20 protein-coding genes are annotated in these 21903 nt (G+C 71.2%); 15 read left to right on the top strand and 5 right to left on the bottom strand.

Annotation, left to right across the window (positions count from 1 at the left end):
• The first annotated feature begins 153 nt into the window (after nt 1–153).
• From ACZ6S4_RS02485 to ACZ6S4_RS02465, 5 genes are all read left to right on the top strand, one after another.
• Nucleotides 154–1167 carry a lipid II:glycine glycyltransferase FemX gene (locus ACZ6S4_RS02485; protein WP_465473170.1) on the top strand — a complete coding sequence of 338 codons (1014 nt, stop codon included), beginning with the start codon at nt 154–156 and terminating at the stop codon, nt 1165–1167.
• Between the two features lie 42 nt (nt 1168–1209).
• Nucleotides 1210–1779: a DinB family protein gene (locus tag ACZ6S4_RS02480; RefSeq protein ID WP_465473169.1), complete on the top strand. Its 570-nt coding sequence runs from the start codon at nt 1210–1212 to the stop codon at nt 1777–1779.
• A gap of 90 nt (nt 1780–1869) precedes the next feature.
• Entirely contained in the window at nt 1870–2277 is a 408-nt protein-coding gene (locus ACZ6S4_RS02475) for a YciI family protein (protein ID WP_465473168.1), read from the top strand.
• Entirely contained in the window at nt 2277–3506 is a 1230-nt protein-coding gene (locus ACZ6S4_RS02470) for an RNA polymerase sigma factor (RefSeq protein WP_465473167.1), read from the top strand. Before ACZ6S4_RS02475 ends, ACZ6S4_RS02470 begins: the two co-directional genes overlap by 1 nt.
• 70 nt (nt 3507–3576) lie before the next feature.
• Complete coding sequence (locus ACZ6S4_RS02465; protein ID WP_465473166.1) at nt 3577–4743, top strand: MarP family serine protease; 1167 nt, start codon at nt 3577–3579, stop codon at nt 4741–4743.
• A 420-nt stretch (nt 4744–5163) separates the two neighbouring features.
• Here the strand turns inward: ACZ6S4_RS02465 and ACZ6S4_RS02460 are convergent, their stop codons facing one another.
• Nucleotides 5164–5424 (bottom strand): hypothetical protein, encoded by a 261-nt coding sequence (locus ACZ6S4_RS02460; protein ID WP_465473165.1) that lies wholly within the window; start codon nt 5422–5424, stop codon nt 5164–5166.
• 177 nt (nt 5425–5601) lie between these two features.
• On the opposite strand from ACZ6S4_RS02460, the gene ACZ6S4_RS02455 reads away from it, so the two are divergent.
• Nucleotides 5602–6090 carry a GNAT family N-acetyltransferase gene (locus tag ACZ6S4_RS02455; RefSeq protein WP_465473164.1) on the top strand — a complete coding sequence of 163 codons (489 nt, stop codon included), beginning with the start codon at nt 5602–5604 and terminating at the stop codon, nt 6088–6090.
• Between the two features lie 5 nt (nt 6091–6095).
• On the opposite strand, the gene ACZ6S4_RS02450 is transcribed toward ACZ6S4_RS02455, so the two are convergent.
• Nucleotides 6096–8447 carry a glycoside hydrolase family 65 protein gene (locus ACZ6S4_RS02450; RefSeq protein WP_465473163.1) on the bottom strand — a complete coding sequence of 784 codons (2352 nt, stop codon included), beginning with the start codon at nt 8445–8447 and terminating at the stop codon, nt 6096–6098.
• A gap of 202 nt (nt 8448–8649) precedes the next feature.
• Between ACZ6S4_RS02450 and ACZ6S4_RS02445 the strand changes: the two genes are divergently transcribed.
• Nucleotides 8650–9609 (top strand): redoxin domain-containing protein, encoded by a 960-nt coding sequence (locus tag ACZ6S4_RS02445; RefSeq protein ID WP_465473162.1) that lies wholly within the window; start codon nt 8650–8652, stop codon nt 9607–9609.
• Between the two features lie 6 nt (nt 9610–9615).
• Here ACZ6S4_RS02445 and ACZ6S4_RS02440 read toward each other — a convergent pair whose 3' ends face one another.
• Nucleotides 9616–10014: a hypothetical protein gene (locus ACZ6S4_RS02440; RefSeq protein WP_465473161.1), complete on the bottom strand. Its 399-nt coding sequence runs from the start codon at nt 10012–10014 to the stop codon at nt 9616–9618.
• Between the two features lie 160 nt (nt 10015–10174).
• Between ACZ6S4_RS02440 and ACZ6S4_RS02435 the strand changes: the two genes are divergently transcribed.
• The gene (locus tag ACZ6S4_RS02435; RefSeq protein WP_465473160.1) at nt 10175–10777 is read left to right on the top strand and encodes a hypothetical protein; all 603 of its coding nucleotides are present in this window, start codon (nt 10175–10177) and stop codon (nt 10775–10777) included.
• A gap of 675 nt (nt 10778–11452) precedes the next feature.
• Nucleotides 11453–12115: a hypothetical protein gene (locus ACZ6S4_RS02430; RefSeq protein ID WP_465473159.1), complete on the top strand. Its 663-nt coding sequence runs from the start codon at nt 11453–11455 to the stop codon at nt 12113–12115.
• A 5-nt stretch (nt 12116–12120) separates the two neighbouring features.
• Here ACZ6S4_RS02430 and ACZ6S4_RS02425 read toward each other — a convergent pair whose 3' ends face one another.
• On the bottom strand, nt 12121–12816 hold the full coding sequence (locus ACZ6S4_RS02425) for a phosphatase PAP2 family protein (protein WP_465473158.1): 696 nt from the start codon (nt 12814–12816) through the stop codon (nt 12121–12123).
• A gap of 131 nt (nt 12817–12947) precedes the next feature.
• Between ACZ6S4_RS02425 and ACZ6S4_RS02420 the strand changes: the two genes are divergently transcribed.
• The 3 genes from ACZ6S4_RS02420 to ACZ6S4_RS02410 are packed head-to-tail and all read left to right on the top strand — an operon-like array spanning nt 12948 to nt 16272.
• Nucleotides 12948–14390 carry a glycosyl hydrolase family 79 C-terminal domain-containing protein gene (locus tag ACZ6S4_RS02420; RefSeq protein WP_465473157.1) on the top strand — a complete coding sequence of 481 codons (1443 nt, stop codon included), beginning with the start codon at nt 12948–12950 and terminating at the stop codon, nt 14388–14390.
• Nucleotides 14391–14437: 47 nt separating this feature from the next.
• Nucleotides 14438–15727, top strand: coding sequence for a BNR-4 repeat-containing protein (locus tag ACZ6S4_RS02415; protein ID WP_465473156.1), 1290 nt, complete (start codon nt 14438–14440; stop codon nt 15725–15727).
• A gap of 29 nt (nt 15728–15756) precedes the next feature.
• Nucleotides 15757–16272: a GNAT family N-acetyltransferase gene (locus ACZ6S4_RS02410; protein ID WP_465473155.1), complete on the top strand. Its 516-nt coding sequence runs from the start codon at nt 15757–15759 to the stop codon at nt 16270–16272.
• A 14-nt stretch (nt 16273–16286) separates the two neighbouring features.
• Here ACZ6S4_RS02410 and ACZ6S4_RS02405 read toward each other — a convergent pair whose 3' ends face one another.
• Nucleotides 16287–19574, bottom strand: coding sequence for a TIR domain-containing protein (locus ACZ6S4_RS02405; protein ID WP_465473154.1), 3288 nt, complete (start codon nt 19572–19574; stop codon nt 16287–16289).
• Nucleotides 19575–19718: 144 nt separating this feature from the next.
• On the opposite strand from ACZ6S4_RS02405, the gene ACZ6S4_RS02400 reads away from it, so the two are divergent.
• The 3 genes from ACZ6S4_RS02400 to ACZ6S4_RS02390 all read left to right on the top strand — a co-directional run bounded on the left by ACZ6S4_RS02400 (nt 19719) and on the right by ACZ6S4_RS02390 (nt 21855).
• Entirely contained in the window at nt 19719–20684 is a 966-nt protein-coding gene (locus tag ACZ6S4_RS02400; protein ID WP_465473153.1) for a tetratricopeptide repeat protein, read from the top strand.
• 155 nt (nt 20685–20839) lie between these two features.
• The gene (locus ACZ6S4_RS02395; RefSeq protein ID WP_465473152.1) at nt 20840–21298 is read left to right on the top strand and encodes a hypothetical protein; all 459 of its coding nucleotides are present in this window, start codon (nt 20840–20842) and stop codon (nt 21296–21298) included.
• Nucleotides 21295–21855 (top strand): hypothetical protein, encoded by a 561-nt coding sequence (locus ACZ6S4_RS02390; protein ID WP_465473151.1) that lies wholly within the window; start codon nt 21295–21297, stop codon nt 21853–21855. The genes ACZ6S4_RS02395 and ACZ6S4_RS02390 overlap by 4 nt, the downstream gene beginning before the upstream one ends.
• Nucleotides 21856–21903: the final 48 nt, after the last annotated feature.

Below are 21903 nucleotides of genomic sequence, written 5' to 3'. Positions count from 1 at the left end.
ATGCGGGGCGGGCAGCGTCAGTAGCAATTGTCATAACGAACGTGAGAAGCGTTCACATCAATTCGAGAAGGGTCCGGACGGTCCTTGCGAAATAGCCGGACAGCGAGGCATCCTCCGTCCCAGGGCCTTTTATCGAGCCGCCCGGGGAGAATCATGCTGCGACTGCGACGGGTGGCGCCGACGGCCGGGCTGTGGGCCGACCGGGCGACGTACGACGACCGCCTGATCTTCCACACCGAACAGTGGCTGCGCTTCGTCGCCGAGACCCAGCGCGCCGAGCCGGTCCTGGCCACGGTCACCGACGGCGCGCGTACCGTCGGGCACTTCACCGGGCTGGTCACCAAGCGTTACGGCCTGCGGATACTCGGCAGCCCGATGGCCGGCTGGACCACGTCCTACGTGGGCTTCAACCTCGACCCGGCGGTGCCGCGCCGCGCCGCGCTGGAAGCGCTGATGCCGTTCGCCTTCGGCGAGCTGGGCTGCGCCCACCTGGAGATCCGCGACCGCGGCCTGACCGAACCGGACCTGGAGGGCCTGGGCCTGCGCTGGGCCGCGGCCCCGACCGCGGTGATCGACCTGAGCCCACCGGAGGACACCCTGTTCGCCGCGATGGCCAGCGCCTGCCGGCGCAATATCCGCAAGGCGGCCAAGTCCGGAGTCGTCATCGAAGAAGCGCAGCCGGACGACGAAGCATTCGCCGACGATTTTTACAATCAGCTACGCGACGTATTCGCCAAACAAAATCTGGTACCGACTTATTCGATCGAGCGGGTCCGCGCCCTGATCCGCAATCTCGCCCCGGCCGGCCAGATCCTGCTGCTGCGCGCCCGCGACCCGGAAGGCCGCTGCATCGCCACCGCGGTACTGCCCTGGTACCACCGCACGATGTACTTCTGGGGCGGCGCCAGCTGGCGCGAGGACCAGCACCTGCGCCCGAACGAGGCGCTCATCTGGCATGCGCTGCGCTGGGCCAGGGAGCGCGGGGTCACGGAGTTCGACTTCGTCGGCGGCAACTCCTACAAGGCCAAGTACGGCACCACCGAGGTGCCGGTGCCGTGGGCCCGCCGGTCCCGATCGCCGCTGGTGGCCGGCCTGCGCGATGCGGCCAAGGAGGGGTTCGCGCTCAAGCAGCGAGCGGTGGCCCGCCTGACCCGGGTGAGCCACTGACCCGGCAGCTGTCCATTGGTGCCGCGTGGCAAGGTCGTCGCCATGATCGATGATGTCGCGAAGGACTTCCTGCACGGCCGGCTCAAGGCGGTCCGTGCGGCGCTGGTCTGGAAGCTCGACGCTCTGTCCGAGTACGACGTCCGGCGTCCCCTGACGGCGACGGGAACCAATCTCCTCGGCCTGGTAAAGCATATGGCAACCAGTGAGGCCTGGTATTTCGGTGAGGTTTTCGGTCGTCCGTCTCCGGAGTCATTGGGGCGATGGCAGGACGCCGACGGAAGCGATCTGTGGGCGAGCCCGGACGAGACACGCCAACAGATCATCGACTTCTATCAGCGTGCCTGGTCGCATGCCGACGCGACGATCGGAGAGCGTTCCCTCGACGCACCTGGCCACGTGCCGTGGTGGCCGCGGCCCGACGTCACGCTGTTCGGCGTCATGATCCACGTCCTTCAGGAGACCACCCGGCATGCCGGCCATGCCGACATCCTGCGTGAGCAGCTCGACGGCCGGACCGGGCTGAGAGCTGAGTACGAGGAAGAGATCGACACGGCCGCCCGCGCGACACACCGCGCGAAGATCGAGCGGGCTGCGCAGGCAGCCGCCAGCTAGATTCCTCCCGGGTCCGTGTCGATCTGCCCGCTGCCCGTTCGACATGGGGGTGCGAGGGTCGGAAGCGACCCGCCGGACGAGGAGAGCGCGATGCAGAAGTACATGCTGATCATGCGAGGCACGGACGAGACGAACGCGGCCATGATGGCCCGGATCGACGAGATGATGGCCTCGACCCGGCAGTTCATCGAGGAGATGGTCAAGGCCGGCGTCTACGTCGCCGCCGAGGGGCTGGACGATCCGGGTCAGGGCGCCGTGGTGCACTTCGGTGACGGCGCCCCGGTGGTCACCGACGGGCCGTACGGCGAGACCAGGGAGCTGTTCGGCGGCTACTTCACGGTCGAGGTCGCCTCGCAGCAGGAGGCAGTCGAGTGGGCCAAGCGGGTCCCGGCCGTTCCCGGCTCCAAGATCGAGGTGCGGCGGGTACCCGGGGAGGACGAGGTCCCGGCGGCCAGCGGGGAGTTCGTCAAGCAGGGCGAGAGCAGCGGCCGGGTCTGATGGGCGCCGCCGACGTCGAGGCCGTCTGGCGGAGCGAGTCGGCGCGGATCGTCGCCACGCTCACCCGGTTCACCGGTGATCTCGGGCTGGCCGAGGACGCGGCCCAGGAGGCGGTGACCGAGGCGCTGGTGTCGTGGCCGCGGGCCGCTCCGGCGAATCCGGCCGGCTGGCTGATGGCCACGGCCCGGCGGCGGGCGATCGACGCGATCCGCCGCCGGACCGCCCTCCAGGAGCGGTACGCCCTGCTGGCGGGCGACCCGGCGGCCGGTCCGGCGGTCGACGACGAGATCGACCCGGACCGGATCGACGACGACGTCCTGGCCCTGATGTTCATCAGCTGCCATCCGGTGCTCTCTCCCGAGGCCCGGGTGGCGCTGACCCTGCGGGTGGTCGGCGGCCTCTCCAGCGAGGAGATCGCCCGCGCGTTCCTGGTGCCGGTGCCCACCGTGCAGGCCCGCATCACCCGGGGCAAGAAGGCGATCGCGGCGGCCGGGGTGCCGTTCGAGCTGCCCGCGCCCGGTGAGCGGCGGGAGCGGCTGGGCGGTGTGCTCAGCGTCCTCTACGTGATCTTCACCGAGGGGTCGACGGCCACGTCTGGTGATCGGCTGCTGCGCCCGGATCTCGCGTACGAGGCGATCAGGCTGACCCGCATGCTGGCCGCACTGGTGCCGGACGAGCCGGAGGTGCACGGCCTGCTCGCGTTGTGCGAGCTGACGGCCGCGCGCTTCCTGGCGCGGACCGGGCCGGACGGTGCGCCGGTCCTGCTGGAGGACCAGGACCGGACGCTGTGGGATCTCGCGGCGATCCGGCGCGGGCTGGGCGCGCTGGCCCGGGCCGCTGCCGGCGGCCTCGGGCCCTACGGCCTGCAGGCCGCGATCGCGGCCTCGCACGCGTCGGCGCCCTCGGTCGAGGAGACCGATTGGGCGCAGATCGTGGTGCTCTACGAGGCGCTGGGCCGGGTGGCGCCCTCGCCGGTGGTCGAGCTCAACCGGGCGGTCGCCGTGGCCATGGCCTCCGGCCCGGCGCCGGCCCTGCTCCTGGTGGACGATCTGGTCGCCCTGGACCGGCTTCCCGGGTCGCATCTGGTCCCGACCGTACGCGGGGAGCTGCTGGCCCGCCTCGGCCGGCTGCCGGAGGCCCGCGCCGAGCTGGAACGGGCGGCCCGGCTGTGCGCGAACCAGCGCGAACGCTCGGTGCTGCTGCGCAAGGCGGCCGCGCTGGAGGCGTGAGCGACGTGCGCTTGGGTGTTCCCCTTACTGTGGCCGGCGTGGAAGCTTGCTGCCCGGCGGAGGGACGCCCGTGGTCGACGGCATTCTGATCCTGCTCATGCTGGGCTTCGCCATCGGTGGTTACCGGCAGGGTTTTGTCATCGGGGCGCTCTCCTTCGGCGGTTTCTTCAGCGGTCTGCTCATCGGGCTGCAGCTCGGCCCGCTGATCGCCGACCAGTTCGCCGACGGTGCGGTGCGGCTGGTCGTCGCGCTCGTCACGATGCTCGCGCTGGCGGTGCTCGGGCAGACCCTCGCGAGCTGGCTCGGCACCCGGGTCCGGGCGGCGATCGTGCACCCGTCGGTGCAACGCCTCGACGACGCCGGCGGGGCGGCTGTCTCGCTGGTCGCGGTGCTCGTCGTCGCGTGGCTGCTCGCCGTACCCCTGGGGTCGACGCCTTTCCCGGAGCTCAACAAGCAGGTTCGCAGCAGCGCGGTGCTGCAGGGGATGGACAGTCTGCTGCCGCGGCAGCCGCAGGCGCTGTCCGCCGCGTTGCGCGAGTCGCTGGACAGCGACGGTTTCCCGGACGTCTTCGCCGGCCTGACCGGCACCGCCGCCCGGCAGGTGCCGGCGCCGGATCCGCGGCTGGCCAAGGCCCGGGTCGTCGGCGACGCCCGCCGGTCGGTGCTCAAGGTGGTGGGTTCGGCCTGCGAGCAGCGCATCGAGGGCACCGGATTCGTGTACGCGGCCGAGCGCGTCATGACCAACGCGCACGTGGTGGCCGGCACCAGCACCGTGCAGGTGGAGACGACTGACGGCCCCCGCGACGGCACGGTGGTGGTGTTCGACCCCGAACGCGACCTGGCGGTGATCCACGTGCCCGGCCTGCGCGCGCCGGTGCTGCCGTTCGGGCGCGAGCCGGCGCGCACGGGGGTGGACGCGATCGTGGTGGGTTATCCGCTGAACGGGCCGTACAACGCGCAGGCCGCCCGGGTGCGCGAGTCCGGCGACATCACCGGCCCGGCGATCGACGACTCGGCCGACGTGACCCGGCAGGTCTACACGATCCGGGCCCTGGTGCGCCGCGGCAACTCCGGCGGCCCGCTGCTCGCCCCGAACGGTGACGTGCTCGGCGTGATCTTCGCGGTGGCCCGGGAGGACCGCAATGTCGGCTTCGCGCTGACCGCGGCGGAGGCGGCCGGCCCGGCGAAGCTCGGCGCGGAGCGTACCCGCGGCGTCGGAACCGGCGCCTGCGGCTGAGCGCCGGTCAACCCGTCGGCCAGCGGTGCAGCACGCCGTCGCGTACGGCGCCGAGCTGGCCGGCGCCGCGGTGGTGGCAGGTGGGCACGAAGCCGGGGCGGTGCCCGGTCACCGATCCCAGATCTCCAGGTGTGCAGCCCCGGCGTCAGGGGCAGGCCCGAGTACGACTCGTAGGCCGGCTCGGCGATCAGCACGCTCCTCGATCGCCGGTTGCCCGCGCCAGCCGGTGAAACTGCCGTCCTTGGCCTCCTCGTTCAGGTGCCCGACGCACCCCTCGCAGACCGGCCGGATGGGACAACACCGTTCGCGCCGGGACTATGCGCGTGATCGCCGCCGACCACCTCGAGTTTGCCGACCGCTACGGACACTGCCTACGTTTCCGTCTCCGGCCCGGGGCGACAGCCCCCACCGGATCTGCGCCTAGCAGAACTCCGTCCACAGGTACTTCTTGGAGGTGGGGAACCGCCAGCCACCGCGCGTGCCGGAGGCGACGGTGAAGCACCGGAAGCCGAGCTGTGCACCGAAGCTGATGACCCGGAAGCTGCGGTCCTCGGGGCAGTTGTTGTCGATCCACACGGTCTGTGTCACCCACCCCTTGGTCGGCGTGACGACCGCGCATCCGCCGAGCGTCACCGGGGCCGCGACGGCAGCGCCCGCCGTTCCGAGAACGAGGCCGGCCACGGCCGTGACACTGACGGCGATCCGACCCGACAAGCGAGATGCATTCAAGGCCTGCTCCTGGGGGGTTGAGGGCTGGACTGCTGACCGCAAGCCAAGCACTCTTCCCCGCAAATGTCCCGATAGGTCACCCAGGTGAGTGCACCGCCCGATGGCCCGGCGCGGTGGCATCATCGGCCGATGACGAGCGTGCACATCCGGGTCGCCGGACCGGGAGAACACCTCGACGAGGCGGCCACGATCTGGGCGGAGGCCACGGCGGCGCGCGACGGTGACGCGGAGATCGCGCCGTTGAGCGTGGCCCGGCCGATCATTCAGCAGGTCATCGAGAGCTCGCCCCGGTCACTGTTGCTGGTCGCGGTCGACCCGGCCGATCAGGTCGTCGCTTTCGCCGCGGTCGCACCGATGGCCGAGCACGTCTGGACGGCCGAAATCCGCTATTTGGGTGTGCGGCCTCGCCACTGGGGCGGCGGCGTTGCCCGGCAGCTGATGCAGGATCTGCCGGGCCTGCTCGCCGCGGCCGGATTCACCCGCGGTGAGCTCGACGTCTACCTCGACAACCCGCGGGCGATCAAGCTCTACGAGGGCCACGGCTGGCGCCCGTACGGCGACCCCTCACCGCACCCGCGCAGCGGCCGTCTGGAACAGCGCTACCGGCTCGACCTCTGAGCCGGTCACTGCCCGTCGCCGGGGCGGCGGCCCGGTGGCTGGTCCGGGGTGGGCAGGGCCGTCACCCGTCTGCGCAGGGACACGGTCTGCGGCCGGTCGTTCGCCACCTCCAGGCCGGTTCCGGCGTGCACGAGTGTCAGCGCGCGCGGATCCTCGTCGTGCAGCGCGTAGGTGGCCTGCGTCGAGGTCACGGTGACCCGCAGACTGCGGCCCTGCCAGCGGACCGCGAAGCTGAGCCGGTTGATGCCCGCCGGCAGTGCCGGGTCGAAGGAGAGCACGCCGCCGTGGTCGCGCAGGCCGCCGAAGCCGCCCACGATCGCGGTCCAGGCGCTGGCCAGCGAGGCCATGTGCAGGCCGTCGCGGCTGTTGTGGTGCAGGTCGAGCAGGTCCACCGTGGCGGCCTCGCGGGCGTAGCGGTGGGCCAGTTCCAGGTGGCCGACCTCGGCGGTCAGCACGGCCTGGGTGCCCGCCGACAGCGACGAGTCGCGGACGGTACGGCGTTCGTAGTAGTCCATGTTGCGGGCCTTCTGTGCGGGCGTGAACGCGTCGCCGCACCAGTGCATCGCCAGGACCAGGTCGGCCTGCTTGACCACCTGGCGGCGGTAGAGCTCGAAGTACGGCGCGCTCAGCAGCAGCGGGTACTGCGCGGGGTCGTCGGGGAAGGCCCACTCCGGGTGGCCGGTGAAGCCCGCCGACTGCTCGTGCACCTCCAGTTCGGTGTCGTAGGGCAGGTGGACCGCGGCTGCCGCCGTACGCCAGGACAGCGCCTCCTGGTCGGTGACGCCGAGCCGGTCCGCCAGGTCGGGGTGCCGGGCGACGGCGTCAGCGGCGCCGCGCAGGTTCCGGGCCGCCATCAGGTTGGTGAAGATGTTGTCGTCGGCCAGGGCGCTGTACTCGTCCGGTCCGGTGACGCCGGGCAGGTGCCAGACGCCGCGCCGGTCGAAGTGGCCGAGGGAGTCCCACAGCCGGGCGGTCTCGACCAGCAGTTCCACGCCGCACTCGCGGTCCAGCGTGTCGTCACCGGTGATCATGCGGTAGCGCAGGACCGCGTCGGCGATGTCGGCGTTGACGTGGAAAGCAGCCGTGCCCGCCGGCCAGTAGCCCGAGCACTCCTGGCCCCGGATCGTGCGCCACGGGAACGCCGCCCCGCGCAGCCCGAGCGCCTGCGCGCGTTCCCGGGCCAGCCAGAGCGTCGAGTGCCGCCAGCGCAACGCGTCGGCTGCGGCCTGCGGCTGGGTGTAGGTGAGCACCGGCAGGACAAAGCCCTCGGTGTCCCAGAACGTGTGGCCGTCGTACCCGGGACCGGTGAGGCCCTTGGCCGGGATGGCCCGCCGTTCCGCCCGGGCGCCGGACTGCAGCACGTGGAAGAGTCCGAAGCGGATCGCCTGCTGCAGCTGCGCGTCGCCGTCGATGACGACGTCGGCGTTGTCCCAGAACTCGCGCAGATATTCCTGCTGCTCGCGCAGCAGCCCGGCGAAGCCGGTGTGGCGGGCGCCGATCAGGGCGGCCGCGACCTGGTCGCGCAGCGACGGCACCGAGCGGATGCTGGACCAGCCGTACGCCATGGTCTTGACGACCGTGAGGGTCGCGCCCGGCTGCAGCACACCGGTGACATTGGTACGCGCCCAGCACGGCTCCCCGTCCGACTCGACGACGACCCCCTCGCCGCCGGTGACGACGTGTTCCATGCCCGCGGCCATGAGTTGCCTGCTCACCCGGGTCCGGTGCACGAGCAGGGCGCCGTGCGGGCCCACGACGTGCTCGACGGCTTCCAGCGGGTTCTCCAGCGCGGCGGCCACCCGCGGATCCGCCGAGGTGGTCGACTGCTCCTCGTTGGTGATCAGCTCGGACTGCACGATCACCCGTACGGCGGCGTCGACCGCCTCGACCTGGTACTCGATCGCGGCGACGGCACGCTGGGTGAACGACACCAGCCGGCGCGAGCGGACCCGGACCCGCTTGCCCGCCGGTGACGTCCAGTCCGCCTCGCGGGTGAGCACACCGTTGCGCAGGTCCAACCGGCGCTCGTGGTGGTGCAGGGTGCCGTAGCGGACGTCGAACGGCGCATCGTCGACCAGCAGCCGGATGATCTTCCCGTCGGTCACGTTGACCACGGTCTGGCCCGACTCCGGATAGCCGTAGCCACCCTCGGCGTACGGCAGCGGACGGCGTTCGTAGAACGAGTTGAGGTAGGTGCCGGCGATCCCGTGCGGCTCGCCCTCGTCGAGGTTGCCGCGCAGCCCGATGTGGCCGTTCGACAACGCCAGCACACTCTCCGACTGCGCCAGCCGGTCCAGGTCGAGGGCGGTCTCGCGGACGCACCACGGCTCGACGGGGAACGGCGGTTGCCCGGTCATCGCACTGCCAGGTACGTCGTCATGGTCTTGACCTTTCCACTCCGGCCGGGATGTTCGCGCCCGTGGAAGACCCTGGTGCGTCCCCGGTGCCGCCGTACCCGTGCGTGCGCCAGGGTGTTGACCGGTTCCGCCGGGCCCGCCCGGGCGCGATTGTGGAGGCAGTCCTGTCGTGAGAGGAGCTGCCATGGTGCGGAGTGCGGGAATGAAAGGGCTCACGGCGCTCGACAGCGCCACCGCGTGGCTCAATACGCCGCCACTGACGGCCACGGACCTGCGCGGGAAGGTTGTGGTGGTCAACTTCTGGACGTACACGTGCATCAACTGGATCCGTACGCTGCCGCACGTGCGGGCGTGGGCGGACCGCTATCGCGACCACGGACTCGTCCTGCTCGGCGTGCACTCGCCGGAGTTCGGCTTCGAGCACGACCTCGGCAACGTCCGGCGGGCCGTGGCCGGGATGCGCGTCGGCCACCCGGTCGCCGTCGACAACGACTTCCGGATCTGGCGGGCCTTCGACAACCACTACTGGCCGGCGTTGTACGTCATCGACGCCCGGGGCGAGCTGCGCCACACCCATTTCGGCGAGAACGACTACCAGCAGTCCGAGATGGTGATCCAGGACCTGCTGACCGAGTCGGGACGGCAGATCCCACCTCGCGGCCCGGGCGCGGTGGCCGCCGCCGGGCTGGAGCTGGCCGCCGACTGGGACAACCTGGCCTCTCCGGAGACGTACCTGGGCTACGAACGCGCGGAGAACTTCGCCTCACCCGGCGGCGCGGTCGCCGACGTCCCGCACAGCTACGTGGCGCCGGCCCGGTGGGCCGTGAACGACTGGGCGCTGACGGGGGACTGGACCGTCGGCCCGGGCGAGGCCCGGCTGAACGCGCCCGGCGGCTCGATCGTCTTCCGCTTCCACGCCCGCGATGTGCACCTGGTGCTGAGCTCGCAGCCACAGGGCGAGCCGGTGCGGTTCCGTGTCTCGCTCGACGGGCAGCCCCCGGGCGCGGCGGCCGGACTCGACGTGGATGCCGAGGGCCGCGGGACGCTCACCGAGCCGCGGCTGTACCAGCTCGTGCGCCGGCCGGGCCCGGTCACGGACGGCACCTTCGAGATCACCTTCCTTGATCCCGGCGCCCTGGCCCACGTGTTCACCTTCGGATGAGGGGCGCTAGCTTCCCGGGTAGCCCAGGCTGCTGTCGGTGCCCCAACCGACACCGCCGGGTGGCTGCTTCCAGGTGCGGCCGCGACGACCGCCGAGCGCGGCCGCGAGGTGCGGCCACCGTTTCCGGGCCGCCTGACGGCTGATGCCCACCGCCTCTCCCAGCTCGGGGTAGCCCGCGCCGTACGACGCGGCGTCGGCGGCGCTGGTGGAGATCAAATCGGCGAGCAGGGTGCGCATGTGCTCGCCCGCCGTCATCCGCGTGAGCTGCGAGCGTCGCCGCGCTTCCGGGTCCGGCTCCGATGAGCCACTGGTCGGGTCATCGTCGAGCTGTCGTGTCCAGCGCCGGACGAGTTCATTCAGTTCGGCCCGCAGCTGGTCCTGCTGGGTGGGGCTCATGGTGTCCATGCCTGACCTCCCTTGGCGCCAGCCTGTGCTCGACAACCAAGGTTGTCAAGAGCTTGCGAGGTCGGCCATTTGCGGCGCCGCGCACCAGTAGGACAGCGCATCGGACAGCCTGTCCGATGCGGTGTGGCCATTTCTTTTCCCGGTGGTCCACACTTGCCGGGTGCCGAATTCGGAGAGCAAGTCATTGGCCGAATCGGCCTCGACCTGGATGCAGGTGGTGTTCGGCGGATTGGGAGTGGCGATCGCGCTGGTCGCGTTGGTGATCGCGTATTTCGCCTGGGTGCAGCCGCATTCCCCGGCCGCCGGCGACAACAAGGCCGAGCCGGCACCGCCGGCGCCGGTGGCCAAGGCCGCCACGCCCGGGACGGCCGGACCCACCTCCGCGGGCGCCGTGGTGCCGCTGGTACGGCTCACCCCCACCGTCGGTGCCGGCAACGTCCGCCCGGCCGGCGATGACCTGGTGATCCACTGTGCTACCGGGCAGACCAGCGACCGTCAGAGGGTCGTCGAGTACGACCTGCTCGGCCGGTACACGGCGCTGAAGGCCGAGCTGCGGGTGTCCCGGGCACGCGACGGTGACACGCCGCTGCAGCTCAAGGTCTTCACCGATGACGCGATCGCCGCCAACCAGGTCGTCACCAAAGGGAAAAGCGCCCCGATGCGTATCCCGCTCGACGGCAAGCAGAAGATGCGGGTCCAGTTGACCTGTCAGTTCCCGGACGGCGAGATCAAACTCGACAATCCCGCACTCGATCATTCCTGATCGGGTTTCACCCGTTCGGGGATTGGTGATTGACGCCGGTTGCCCGTAACGTTCGTGCCTTCAGAAATGCCATTCAATCGGGGAGCGGCTTTGGCGGCGAATCCGCAGGCTCCAGTTCCGGCGCGGCCGAGCTCGCCGGCCGGCCCGGCACCGCACAGCGGACCGCCTTTCGAGGGGAACGCCGGGCCGCAGAGCGCCCAGTCGCCGCCCGGCGCGACCTACGGCCAGGCGCCGCAGTCCGGCGCGCCCTACGGCCAGCCGCCGCCATCCGGCACCCCCTTCGGCCAGCTGCCGCCATCTGGCACGCCGACCCAAGCCATGCCCACCCAGGCCATGCCCACCCAGGCCATGCCCACTCAGGCCATGCCCACTCAGGCCATGCCCACTCAGGCCATGCCCACTCAGGCCATGTCGACTCAAGCCACGCCCAGCCCGGCCATGCCGTCTGGGCGGCCGAATCGGCCGCTGTCATTCGGGCCGCCTGCTTCGTCTATGTCGGCGGGGTCCCCCAATCAACCGTCGATGTCGGCGGGGTCATCCCATCAACCGATGTCGGCGGGTTCGCCGACTCAGCCGGTGCAGGCTGGTCCGTCGGCCTCGCCTGGGCCGGCCATGTCAGGCGCTGCGGGCGCTCCGCCGGCCGCGGCGGGGTCGCGGAGTCGCAGCGGTCTGCAGGTGGCCACCCTGGTCGTCGCGGTGCTCGCGCTGGTCGTCGGCCTGGCCGGAGTCGTCATCGCGGCCATCGCGCTCGGCCGCAGCGACAAAGCCACCACGCTGGCGACCAGCGCGAACGAGCGCCCGCTGCCCCCGGCGGCAGCCGAGCCGACGGCGGTTCCCGAACCGACGACGGACCCGACTGATCCGCCCACCGAGACCCCGGAGCCGGGAGCGACTACCTCACCTGGGGACATCAGCCCGACCGCCGAGTTCGCGATCGCGTATCAGGACCAGCACCTGCGCGTGCAGACCGAGCAGTGCGGTCGTGGCTACGGAACCGGAGTCGATTTCGATGAACCGCGCGTGCTCGGTGGCAGCGACGGAGACATGGTTTACGAGCAGTGCAATCCCGGCGCCATCGAGACCAAGCTGCCGCTCGCGGAGATCTCGGGTCAGACCGCTACTCCGGCTGACTGCCTGGAGAACATCAGGACCACTCCGGCGCAGTCGCCGGTCGCCCCCTCGGAGGGATTGAGCATCTGCTTCCTGACCTCGCGCAATGACGCGGCGGCGCAGGGAACGACGCAGAAGCTCGTCATCGTGACCATCGACTCGATCAGCGAGAAAAACAACCACGGCATCCTGAACATCACGCTGAAGGCGTGGAACGTGCCGGAATGAGCCGCTCAGCGGGACGGTTGAGCGTCCGCCAGCTCCGGCTCCAGTCCTTCCTCGACGACCCGTTCCGGCCGTAGCCGCGGGAACGCCGCCGCCGTCACCGCCACCACCGCGATCCCGAGCAGCCAGCCCGCCACCACGTCGCTGGTCCAGTGCACGCCCAGCACGATCCGGCTCAGCCCGGTCAGCACCGTCACCGCGATCGCGGCCCCCCACAGCACCCAGCGTTTCGCGCCGCGGGCGACCGGCAGCAGTACCAGCACGAACACCCCGGCGGTGAGGGCCGCGTTGAGCGCGTGCCCGGACGGGAACGAATACCCGGTGGCGCGGGCGACCGGGTCCAGCAGGTCGGGGCGGTGCCGGCCGACCAGCAGCTTGAGCAGCGCGCCGAGCACGCCGCCGACCGCCATGGTCGTGGCCGCCCACAGTGCGAGTCTTTTCGCGTGGCGCCGGAGCAGCCAGATCACGAGGACCAGCGCCGCCGCCCGCAGCGGCATCGGGTCGAAGATGTTGGTCCACCAGATGTTGGCCTCGGTCCAGTGCGGATGGCCGAGGGCCCAGGTGTGCAGGGAGTCGGTGACCGCCCGGTCGAGGTCGTGCAGGGGTGGCCAGCCGCCGGCGACGAGCGCAGCGATCAGCGCGAACGGCACCAGCCCGAGCAGAGCCAGGGCGGACGCCGTCGTGAGCCGCATGCCGAGCTTCATCTTCCCTCTCTACCCCAGAAGCGCTTCCTGAACCCATACACATATGTGGACGCGTTTCCTGTACGTAGACACGGTGTTATGCTCCGCCTCCCATAGGCATCGAGCCACGACGATTGCCCGAGGAGTACCCCGTGCTGTTCTCATCCGTTGCCTGGCTGGCCACCGCCGTCCTGGCGCTGTCACCCACGCCCACCACCGTCGCCCCCGATCCGTTCACCGTCACGGTCGACACCCGGCATCCGGCCGGGCGGCTGCCCGCCGACTTCGTCGGGCTCTCCTTCGAGATGCGCGAGCTCGGCATCGGCAACCTCGACCCCGCCCAGGGCAACACCGCCGCGCTGCTGCGCACGCTGGGGCCCAGCAACCTGCGGATCGCCGGCAACACCCTCGACCGTGACACCCTCTGGGTGCCGCAGGGAGAGCAGGCTCCCGATCCGCTGCCCGAGTGGGTGCGGGACGTCGTGCGACCGGCCGACATCCGGCGGCTGGACGCGCTGCTGCGCACCACCGGCTGGCAGACCGAGGTCGGCATCAACGTCGGCCGCTGGGACGCCGAGCTCGGCGCCGACCAGGCTGCGGCGATGACCGCGATCCTCGGTCGCCGGCTGGTCGCCGTCGAGTGCGGCAACGAGCCGGACCAGTGGGCGGGCAAGGGGCTGCGCCCGGCCGGGTACGCGTACCCCGACTATCACGCCGACTGGCTGGCCTGCGCCGACGCCGTCGGGCACCACCGCATCGCCGGACCCGACACCGCGGGCACCTCCTCGGACTGGGCGGCCTCGCTGGCCCGCGACGAGCACGAGCGGATGGCCATGCTGACCGTGCACCAGTACAGCTCCGGCCCGGACGCCACCATCGCGACCCTGCTGGCCCCGCAGACGGTGACCGATCAGCTCAGGTCGGTGGCCAAGAACCTCGCCGCCGCGCAGGCCGCCGGGCTGCCGATGCGTATCGACGAGGCCAACTCCGCCTACAGCGGCGGCGTCGACGGGGTCAGCAACAAGTACGCCTCGGCGCTGTGGGGGCTGGACTACAGCATGCAGATGGCCCAGGCCGGGCTGGCCGGGGTCAACATCCACGGCGGGCTCGGCGTCTGCAACGAGCCCATCTGGAACGGCAAGTGGCAGCGCTACACGCCGATCTGCGCGGCGGACAAGGCCGACGAGGCGGCCCAGATCTACCGGGCCATGCCGATCTACTACGGGCTGTGGATGGCCCGGCAGATGGGTCCCGGCCAATTCCTGCCGGTCACGGTCTCGGCGGGGCGCAACATCACCGCGTACGCCGTCCGCGGCGACGACTGCAAGCTGCGGATCGCGGTGGTGCAGAAGGACGACACCTCGGCGGCGCCGGTCACCGTGACCCTGAACGTGGGTGGGCGCGACCGGCGCGGCCAGGTGCTGCGGATGACCGGGGAGAGCCTCGGCGCCGAACCGACGGTGGTGCAGGGCGCCACCGTCGACCGTTCCGGGCACCTGCGGCCGGGGCGTCCCGACGTCACCCGGGTCCACGGCGGCTCCTTGTCCCTCGACGTTGCCGCCGGCAGCGCCGCTGTCGTCACCCTCGACCGCTGAACGGGGCTGTCATGCGTACCGTCATAGCTTTTCTTTCCGTGTTGGCCGTGGCGACACCCGCGCAAGCGGTCCCGCCGCGGCCGGACCTGATGACCCCGGCCACGGCGGTCGCTGCCCGCAGCGACCGCCGGCCAGTCGCCGGAGGCGTCCACGACGCCGCCGTGGGCCGCACCTTCATCTCCTGGGCCGGGCAGTACGAGGACAATTACGTGCAGTCCTACGAGCACCGCACCGGCATCTGGAGCGCTCCGGTACGGGTGGCCGGCGGCGACAACGACTCACACAATTACCCGACCATGATCCAGGCCGCCGACGGTCACCTGCTGGTCTTCCGCGGCCTGCACAACCGTGAGCTGTGGGTGGCCCGCTCGCCGCGACCGCACTCGATCGAGGGCACCTGGACCGATGTGAACATCGCGGAAGGGCTCGGAGCGACGTACCCGATGCCGTTCCGCACCACCGACGGCACCATCTTCGTCTTCTTCCGCGAGACCGCCGGGGATTTCGACCCGGCCTTCCCGACCGACACCCGGCCGATGAAGTACGTCCGGTCGACCGACGACGGGCGCACCTGGCAGAGCTCGACCACGCTGACCGGGGACCGCTGGGCGATCGCGCCGCTGAACCGGGCCGACAACATGAACGAGATCTACCTCGGCCAGCTGCGCTACGAGCCGGCGACGCTGCTGCACCGTGAGCGGGTCGGCATCGTCTACACGCTCGCCGGCGGTGGTCCCGAGGGTCACCTGCACGACCGCTACCACCGCAACATCTACTACACGGCGTTCGATCCGGGCTCGCTGACGTTCCGCTCGGCCGCCGGGCGGTCGCTGGGCACCTCGATCGACGACACCGACCAGGAGACCCACCTGAAGGTGGTGGAGACGCCGTTGCAGACGGTGAACCCGCGTTCGCCGGACTACATCAATCTGGTCGGCACGACACTCGGGGTGGCGCCGTTCGTGGTGTGGATGCAGCTCGACGCGGCCGGCGTGGTGCATACCCGTACCGGGACGTGGGCCGGGCCCGCCGGCTGGCGCACCCGGGAGGTTGCCACCGGTGTGCGGGTCCGCGACATGGAGCCGGCCGGGCCGGCCGGCTGGCGGATCTACGCGACCCCGGCGGACGGCACGCCCGGCATCGGCGCCTACCGGCTGACCGCCGGCAGCTTCTGGCGGTACGAGACGACGATCGCCACGCCCAGGTCCGTGCAGCGCATCGAGGTGATCGACGGCCACCGTGATCCGGCCTGGATCCTGGCCACCGGGGCCAGCAGCGCGCGCGACGTGGCGGTGGCCGATGGCGATATTTACGTCGCGGGCCGCCCCCGGCCGTGATAGTCCTGGCAACCATGCTGGGTGATCTGGTGCGACTGCGAGCCATGGAACCGTCCGACGCCGAGGCGCTGTGGCGGTGGAACCACGACCCGGAGGTCATGCGCTGGATGCAGGACAGCCACCCGCAGTCGCTGGCCCAGGTGACGCGGTGGCTGGGCGAGGAGCGGGGCCGCAACGAGTACGGCGACCTGCTGCTGGGCGTCGAGGTCCAGGCCGATGACAAGCTCATCGGCCTGGTCCGGCTGCACGGCGCCGAGCCCGAGCTCGGCATCGCCGAGCTCGACATCTACCTGGGCGAGAAGAACTACTGGGGCAAGGGGTACGCGACGGACACGGTCCGCGCGGTGTGCCGCTACGGCTTCGACAAGATGCGCCTGCACAAGATCACCCTGACGGTCGTGACGGAGAACGAGGCGGCCTGGCGCGCGTACCGCAAGGTCGGCTTCGTGCGGGAGGGCCGCCTGCGCGAGGTCTTCCGCCGCGACGGCCGGTGGTACGACCAGTACACGATGGGCCTGCTGGCGGGCGAGCTGACCGACGCCTGACTCCCCGCCCGCTCTCACCTCTGCTGACAGGTCCTCTCGTACGGCACGTCGGTCACGTAGCGCGCCCATTCAGCCCGGGTCAGGCCGCCGTTGACGGCACAGGCGCGCTCGGTCGCGTGCCGGCGGAGATCATTGAGGCCGGCCAGGTCCCACACCCCGGCGGTGCGGCGCAGGCCGCCGGCCAGGCTGTTGCCGTCGGCACTGAACGCCATCGTCGACGTCGAACTGACCTGGCCGTCGAGCTGGACCAGGCGGCGCGGGTGGCTGCGGTCGGTCAGGTCCCACAGCAGCACGGCACCGTCCGGACCGCTGTTGGCCAAGGTGCGCCCATCCGGGCTGAGCGTCACCGCGTGGCCCGAGCCGAAGTCGCCGACGACCTGGGTGAGCTGACGGGGGCGACTTCGATCGGTCGTGTCCCACAGCAGCACCACCCCGTACGAGCCGCCGGCGGCGAACGTCCGTCCGTCGGCGCTCAGCGCCAGGCTGTCCAGGGCGCCGGAGGAATCGCTCAGCAACGCCGCCTTCCGGGGCGAGGCGGGCCTGGTCAGGTCCCACAGCTGGACGTGCACGCCGTTGCCGGCGGCCAGCGTCTTACCGTCGGCGCTGAGTGCCAGCACGTCCAACCCGATCCGGACCCCCTCGAAGCGGGCCAGTCGTCGCGGTGCGCGGCGGTCGGTCGTGTTCCACAGCTCGACCGTTCCGTCGGCGAGGCCCACGGAGAGAAGCCGGCCGTCCCGGCTCAGCGCCGACGCGGCCACCGAGTTCGGCCCCCCGTTCATCGTGACGACGGGGTGACTGACGGAGAGGTCGGCGGTGTCCCACAGCCGTACGGTGTCGGTGCTGCTGGTGATGACGGTGCGTCCGTCGGCGCTGAGCGCGACCGCGTCCAGCGAGTCGAGGTGGCCCTCCAGCCGGCCCAGCAGACGGGGGGCGGCGGGCCGGGACAGGTTCCACACCTGCGCGGTGCCGTCGTAGCTGCCGGTGACGAAGGTCCGTCCGTCGGCACTGAGGGCAACCCCGCTGATCGCGTCGCGGTGGCCGGCGACCTCAGCGACGCGTCGCGGACCGGTGCCGTCGGTCAGATCCCACAACTGCTCGGTGTAGTTGCGGCCCTCCATGGCCAGCGTCTGTCCGTCGGCGCTGACGGCGATCGCGTTCAGCGACCCGGAGTTGTGGGTGAGCTGGGCGCTCTTCACGGGCTTGCCGGGACGCGTCAGGTCCCACCCCAGCACGGCGTGGTTCACGTAGCTGGCCACGAGGGTGTGCCCGTCGGCGCTGAGCGCGATCGCGGTCACCCATCCGGTGCCGTCGGTCAGCTGGGCCACGCGGCGGACGTCAGCGCGGTCGCTGAGATCCCACACCGAGACGGGAAGGTCCTGCTGGCTGACGGCGAGCGTACGCCCGTCCGCGCTGAGCGTCAGGTCGACCGACGAACGCGTGAGCTCGTCCAACGTGTCGAGGCGCTGCGGCTTGCCGCGGTCGCTCAGATCCCACACCACGGTGCCGCTCCACCTGCTGGTCACCAGGGTGCGCCCATCGGCGCTGAGGGCCAGATCCCCCAGCTGCGAGTCGCTCTCGGCGAGGCGGGCCAGGCGGTGCGGCTGACGGCGATCGGTCAGGTCGTACACCAGCGCGGAGCCGTCCGCACTGCCGCTGACCAGGGTGCGCCCGTCGGCGCTGAGCGCGACCGCGGTCACGGCATCGGTGTGCTCGGCGAGCTGGGCCAGGCGGCGGGGGTGACGGCGGTCGCCGAGGTCCCACAGCAGAACTGTCCCATCCTGACTGGCCGTGGCCAGGAGCGTGGCGTCCTTGCTGAGCGCGACGCTCTCCACGAAGTCGGTGTGGTCGGTGAGCTGGGCCAGGCTCCGCGGGGTGCCGCGGTCGGGCAGGTCCCACAGCCGTACGGTGCTGTCGGCGCTCCCGGTCACCAGCAGACGCCGGTCGGCGCTGAACGCCGACGCGATGAGCGATCCGGTGTGGCCGGTGAGGGTCCCCGCGTAACGGGTTCCGACCACCGTGTTGACCAGCCCGGCCTCGGCCGGGTCGCCCGGGTTGAGCTGCTCCGCCGCGAGACCCAGTTGCGTGGCCGTACGCGGATCCTGCTGCCGGACCGAGTCGGCCTGGCTGATCAGACGCTGGCTGATGCCGATCCTCTGCTGGGTCCGGGCCGCCTGTTCCTGCCGTCGCGCCTCGGCGGCAGCCGCCGCCGCCTTGCGCCGCTGCTCGGCGGCGAGGGTTCGCTGGCGTTCGGCCTCGGTCGCGGCGCGGTCGGCCCGGGCCTGCTGCCGATCGGCGGCGTCGCGTTGCCGCCGCGCGTCGGCGGCGGCCTGCGCCGCCTTGCGCTCCTGCTCGGCGGCGAGGGTTCGCTGGCGTTCGGCCTCGGCCGCGGCGCGGTCGGCGCGGGTCTGCTGCTGACGCGCTGCGGCTGCGGCCTGCGCGGCGTTGTCCTCCTGCCGGTCCGCCTCGGCTGCCGCCTCTCCCGCCTTGCCCTGTTCCCGGCGGGCGTCCGCGGTGGCCTGCTGGGCGCGGCGCTGCTCGTCCCCGGCGATCTGCTGCTGACGTTGCGCCTCAGCCGCGTAGACCGTGGCGGAGACGCGATGCTGGTCGGCCAGCTGCTGCTGCCGCGACGCCTCGACCGCCGACGCACTCGCCGTACGGGCGTTGCGTACCGCGAGCGCGCCGGTGACCCCGGCCAGCACGAGGAGCAGGCCCACGACCGCGAGCACGCCGCGGCGCAACCGGATCATCCCGCGGTGCCGGGCGACGTCCTCGCTGTCCAGGTCTTCTTTGCTCACGCCGTGGATGGACGCGGCCAGTTCGGCGACGGCGTCGCGGAACCGGCCGTGGCGCAGGTCGAGTTCGCTCTCCGAGCGGGCCCAGCGCAGGTCCAGGTGCCGCGGCTCCTCCTGGAACACACCGCGCAAAGCGGGCGGTACGGCCGTTGACCGCTCCCAGTCGAAGTCACCTCGGGCGGAGTCCCAGACCCACTCCCCGGAGGTCACGACGGGCAGGAGCCGGTCCACCGGGTGTTCCGCCAGCCAGGCTTCGACCTCCTGGTTCACCCAGCGGGAGTCCGCTGCCTCCGGGCAGGCCAGCAGGACGAAGTACTCGGATCCGGCGAGGGCCTTCTGAATGGACGACCACAGCGCCGGGCTGGTACCGAGGCCGGTCTGGTCGCGGAACACCTCCAGCGCCCGCCGGCGGTGCCACGGCCGCGCCAGCCGTTGCAGACCGCGCTGCAAGGTGGGTGCCAGTGCCCCGTCGGCCGCATGACTGTAGGAGATGAAAGCGTCATAAGGCATGTCGAGGCCCTTCCCCGTAGCAAGGTCGCGCCAGATTGTGCCGCACCACCATGGCGTACGTCGATGGGTTACTTGCTCCACGGCAACTGACGGCACCGTATCGGTCCTTTAGGATCTCCGGCCATCACGGGGAGGAAATTTCACATGTGGCCATTCAAGAAGCGCGGACCGGCGACGGCCGGCCTGACGATCGACCCGACCAACGGTGACCCGCAGGTACGGGCACTCGTGGCGGCCGTGGCGGCCCGCGACAGCGCCACGATCCGGGCCATCCTCGACGGAGCGCCCGATCCCGACACGCACGCCTACCTGATGGAGTCCGCCGCCGAGGTCGACGGCGTGCAGGACTGGATCGGCGGGTGGATCGCCGCCGAGCCGCACTCCACGCTGCCGACGCTGCTCAAGGGCTGCCACGGCGTGTTCTGGGCCTGGGAGGCCCGCGGCGCTGCACGGGCCGAGCACACTCGCGAGGAGCAGTTCCGCGAGTTCCACCGCCGGCTGCGGATCGCCGAGAACGCCCTGGACGAGGTCGTCGACCGGGATCCGGACAACGTGACCGCGTGGACCTGGCTGGTGACCTCGGCCCGGGGGCGGCAGGTCGCCCCCGACGAGGCCGCCGCCCGCTTCGCCGAGGTGGTCAAGCGCCACCCGGCGCACGTCGTCGCGCACGAGCAGCACCTGCAGTACCTGTGCGCCAAGTGGTTCGGCAGCGACGAGCAGATGTTCGCCTTCGCCCGGGAGGCCACCGCGGCCGCCCCGGACGGCAGCCTGGTGCCCGAGGTCCTGGTCGTCGCCCACATCGAGAAGTGGCTGTCGCTGCCGCGCGGGGAGGACGACCAGTACATGCGCAGTGCGCCGGTCCGCGCGGACATGCTGACCGCGGTGCACAAGTCGCTGTTCCATCCGGCGTTCCGGCCCGGCGTGGGCTGGTTCCCGCGGGCCAACTCGTTCGCGATGGGCCTGGCGAAGGCCGGCGAGTCCGCGGCGGCGGCGCGGGTCTTCGACATGATCGGCGACCAGGTGACCGACTGGCCGTGGAGCTACTGCGGCAACGTCGTCAAGGAGTTCGCGGCCGCGCGGGAACGGGCGTACGCGAACCGCGTCCGGTGAACGGATCATGCGGCAGCGCCGTGCCTGTGCGAGGATGTCGCGAACGATCTTGTCCAGTGCGGACATAAGCACCGCTAAAACTGCGCTTGCCACGCGTTATCGGTCCTTGTCGCCCGGGACATCGCGGGATAGACGTTCGTGGCTATGTTCCGGGCATGACATCCGAGAGAGTCCTCAGAGGACTGAGATCCGTCCGCACTCTGGTAGGGACGGTGGCGGCCACGACGGTCGCTGCCGGGATCATCGGCTTCGCGTGGATGGGTTCGGCCGGAGCGGCGCAGCCGGCCGAGCCCGCCGCCCCGGCGGCCCCGGCCGCCCAGCCGGCCGGCGCCGAGCCGGTCAACCCCAAGTCGTTGCAGCCGGCCAACATCAACCCCGAGAAGTCGCCGGTGCTCAACCCACCCGCGGTCAAGAAGGCGAAGCAGCCGTCGAAGGCGGAACTGCTCCATGAGGCGCGGGACCTGGCGGCGGAGGATCCGGGTGCCAGCCTCGTCTGCTTCCACCCGGACGGAACGGTCGCCGGCGTCGCCACGGTCAGCAAGGTCGACAAGAACGCCCCCATCGCGGATCCGAAGGCGATCTGTGACCGCGGCTGGCCCGGGAGCCACTCATGAAAATGTCACCCCGCCGATTCGGCGCCCTGCTCGTTCCCTTCGTCCTGCTCTTCGGCCTGCTGGTGAACCAGTCGCCGGCATCCGCCTCGCACGTCACCGGTAATCACTGGGCGCACGACGGCCTGGCCCACTCGCAGATCTACTTCGTCGACCACACCCCGGCGTTCTGGCCGGTCTCCTCGTCGGTCTACAAGTGGAACGAGGCCCGCGGCGTCGACTCGTACTACAACTGGGCGACCTGTGCCAACACCCGGCTGCATTGTGTGCACGTATACGAGTACCTCAACGACGACGGCAACTACGGGGTGACCTACCGTTCCGTCTCCGGCGGGCACTACACGAGCGCGACCGTCTACCTGAGCCGGGTCCGGGTCACGAACGCCCACCAGGCCCGCAAGACCACCTGTCATGAGCTCGGCCATGTGCTCGGCCTGGAGCACCGGACCGTGTCGAGCAGTTGCCTGCGCTCGGGAAATGCCGTTGATCTCAACATCTCCCGGTATCCCGACACCCACGACTTCGATGCCCTGCACGCCCTGTACAACCACGCCAACTGAGCTCTCGCGGACGTCATGCCGGCGGTCGGGCCTCACGGCCCGGCCGCC

It is taken from the genome of Actinoplanes sp. NPDC051405 (assembly GCF_055586185.1).
The sequence above is the reverse complement of the archived record's forward strand: the minus strand, read 5'-3'. Positions and strand labels throughout refer to the sequence as shown.

Bases quoted from the DNA above. Each gene is read 5' to 3' on its own strand.
- ACZ6S4_RS02395 (WP_465473152.1), top strand. From the start codon at position 20,840: ATGACATCCGAGAGAGTCCTCAGAGGACTGAGATCCGTCCGCACTCTG.
- ACZ6S4_RS02390 (WP_465473151.1), top strand. From the start codon at position 21,295: ATGAAAATGTCACCCCGCCGATTCGGCGCCCTGCTCGTTCCCTTCGTC.
- ACZ6S4_RS02445 (WP_465473162.1), top strand. From the start codon at position 8,650: ATGAAAGGGCTCACGGCGCTCGACAGCGCCACCGCGTGGCTCAATACG.
- ACZ6S4_RS02455 (WP_465473164.1), top strand. From the start codon at position 5,602: ATGACGAGCGTGCACATCCGGGTCGCCGGACCGGGAGAACACCTCGAC.
- ACZ6S4_RS02405 (WP_465473154.1), bottom strand. From the start codon at position 19,574: ATGCCTTATGACGCTTTCATCTCCTACAGTCATGCGGCCGACGGGGCA.
- ACZ6S4_RS02425 (WP_465473158.1), bottom strand. From the start codon at position 12,816: ATGAAGCTCGGCATGCGGCTCACGACGGCGTCCGCCCTGGCTCTGCTC.
- ACZ6S4_RS02450 (WP_465473163.1), bottom strand. From the start codon at position 8,447: ATGACCGGGCAACCGCCGTTCCCCGTCGAGCCGTGGTGCGTCCGCGAG.
- ACZ6S4_RS02480 (WP_465473169.1), top strand. From the start codon at position 1,210: ATGATCGATGATGTCGCGAAGGACTTCCTGCACGGCCGGCTCAAGGCG.
- ACZ6S4_RS02440 (WP_465473161.1), bottom strand. From the start codon at position 10,014: ATGGACACCATGAGCCCCACCCAGCAGGACCAGCTGCGGGCCGAACTG.
- ACZ6S4_RS02400 (WP_465473153.1), top strand. From the start codon at position 19,719: ATGTGGCCATTCAAGAAGCGCGGACCGGCGACGGCCGGCCTGACGATC.
- ACZ6S4_RS02470 (WP_465473167.1), top strand. From the start codon at position 2,277: ATGGGCGCCGCCGACGTCGAGGCCGTCTGGCGGAGCGAGTCGGCGCGG.
- ACZ6S4_RS02475 (WP_465473168.1), top strand. From the start codon at position 1,870: ATGCAGAAGTACATGCTGATCATGCGAGGCACGGACGAGACGAACGCG.
- ACZ6S4_RS02485 (WP_465473170.1), top strand. From the start codon at position 154: ATGCTGCGACTGCGACGGGTGGCGCCGACGGCCGGGCTGTGGGCCGAC.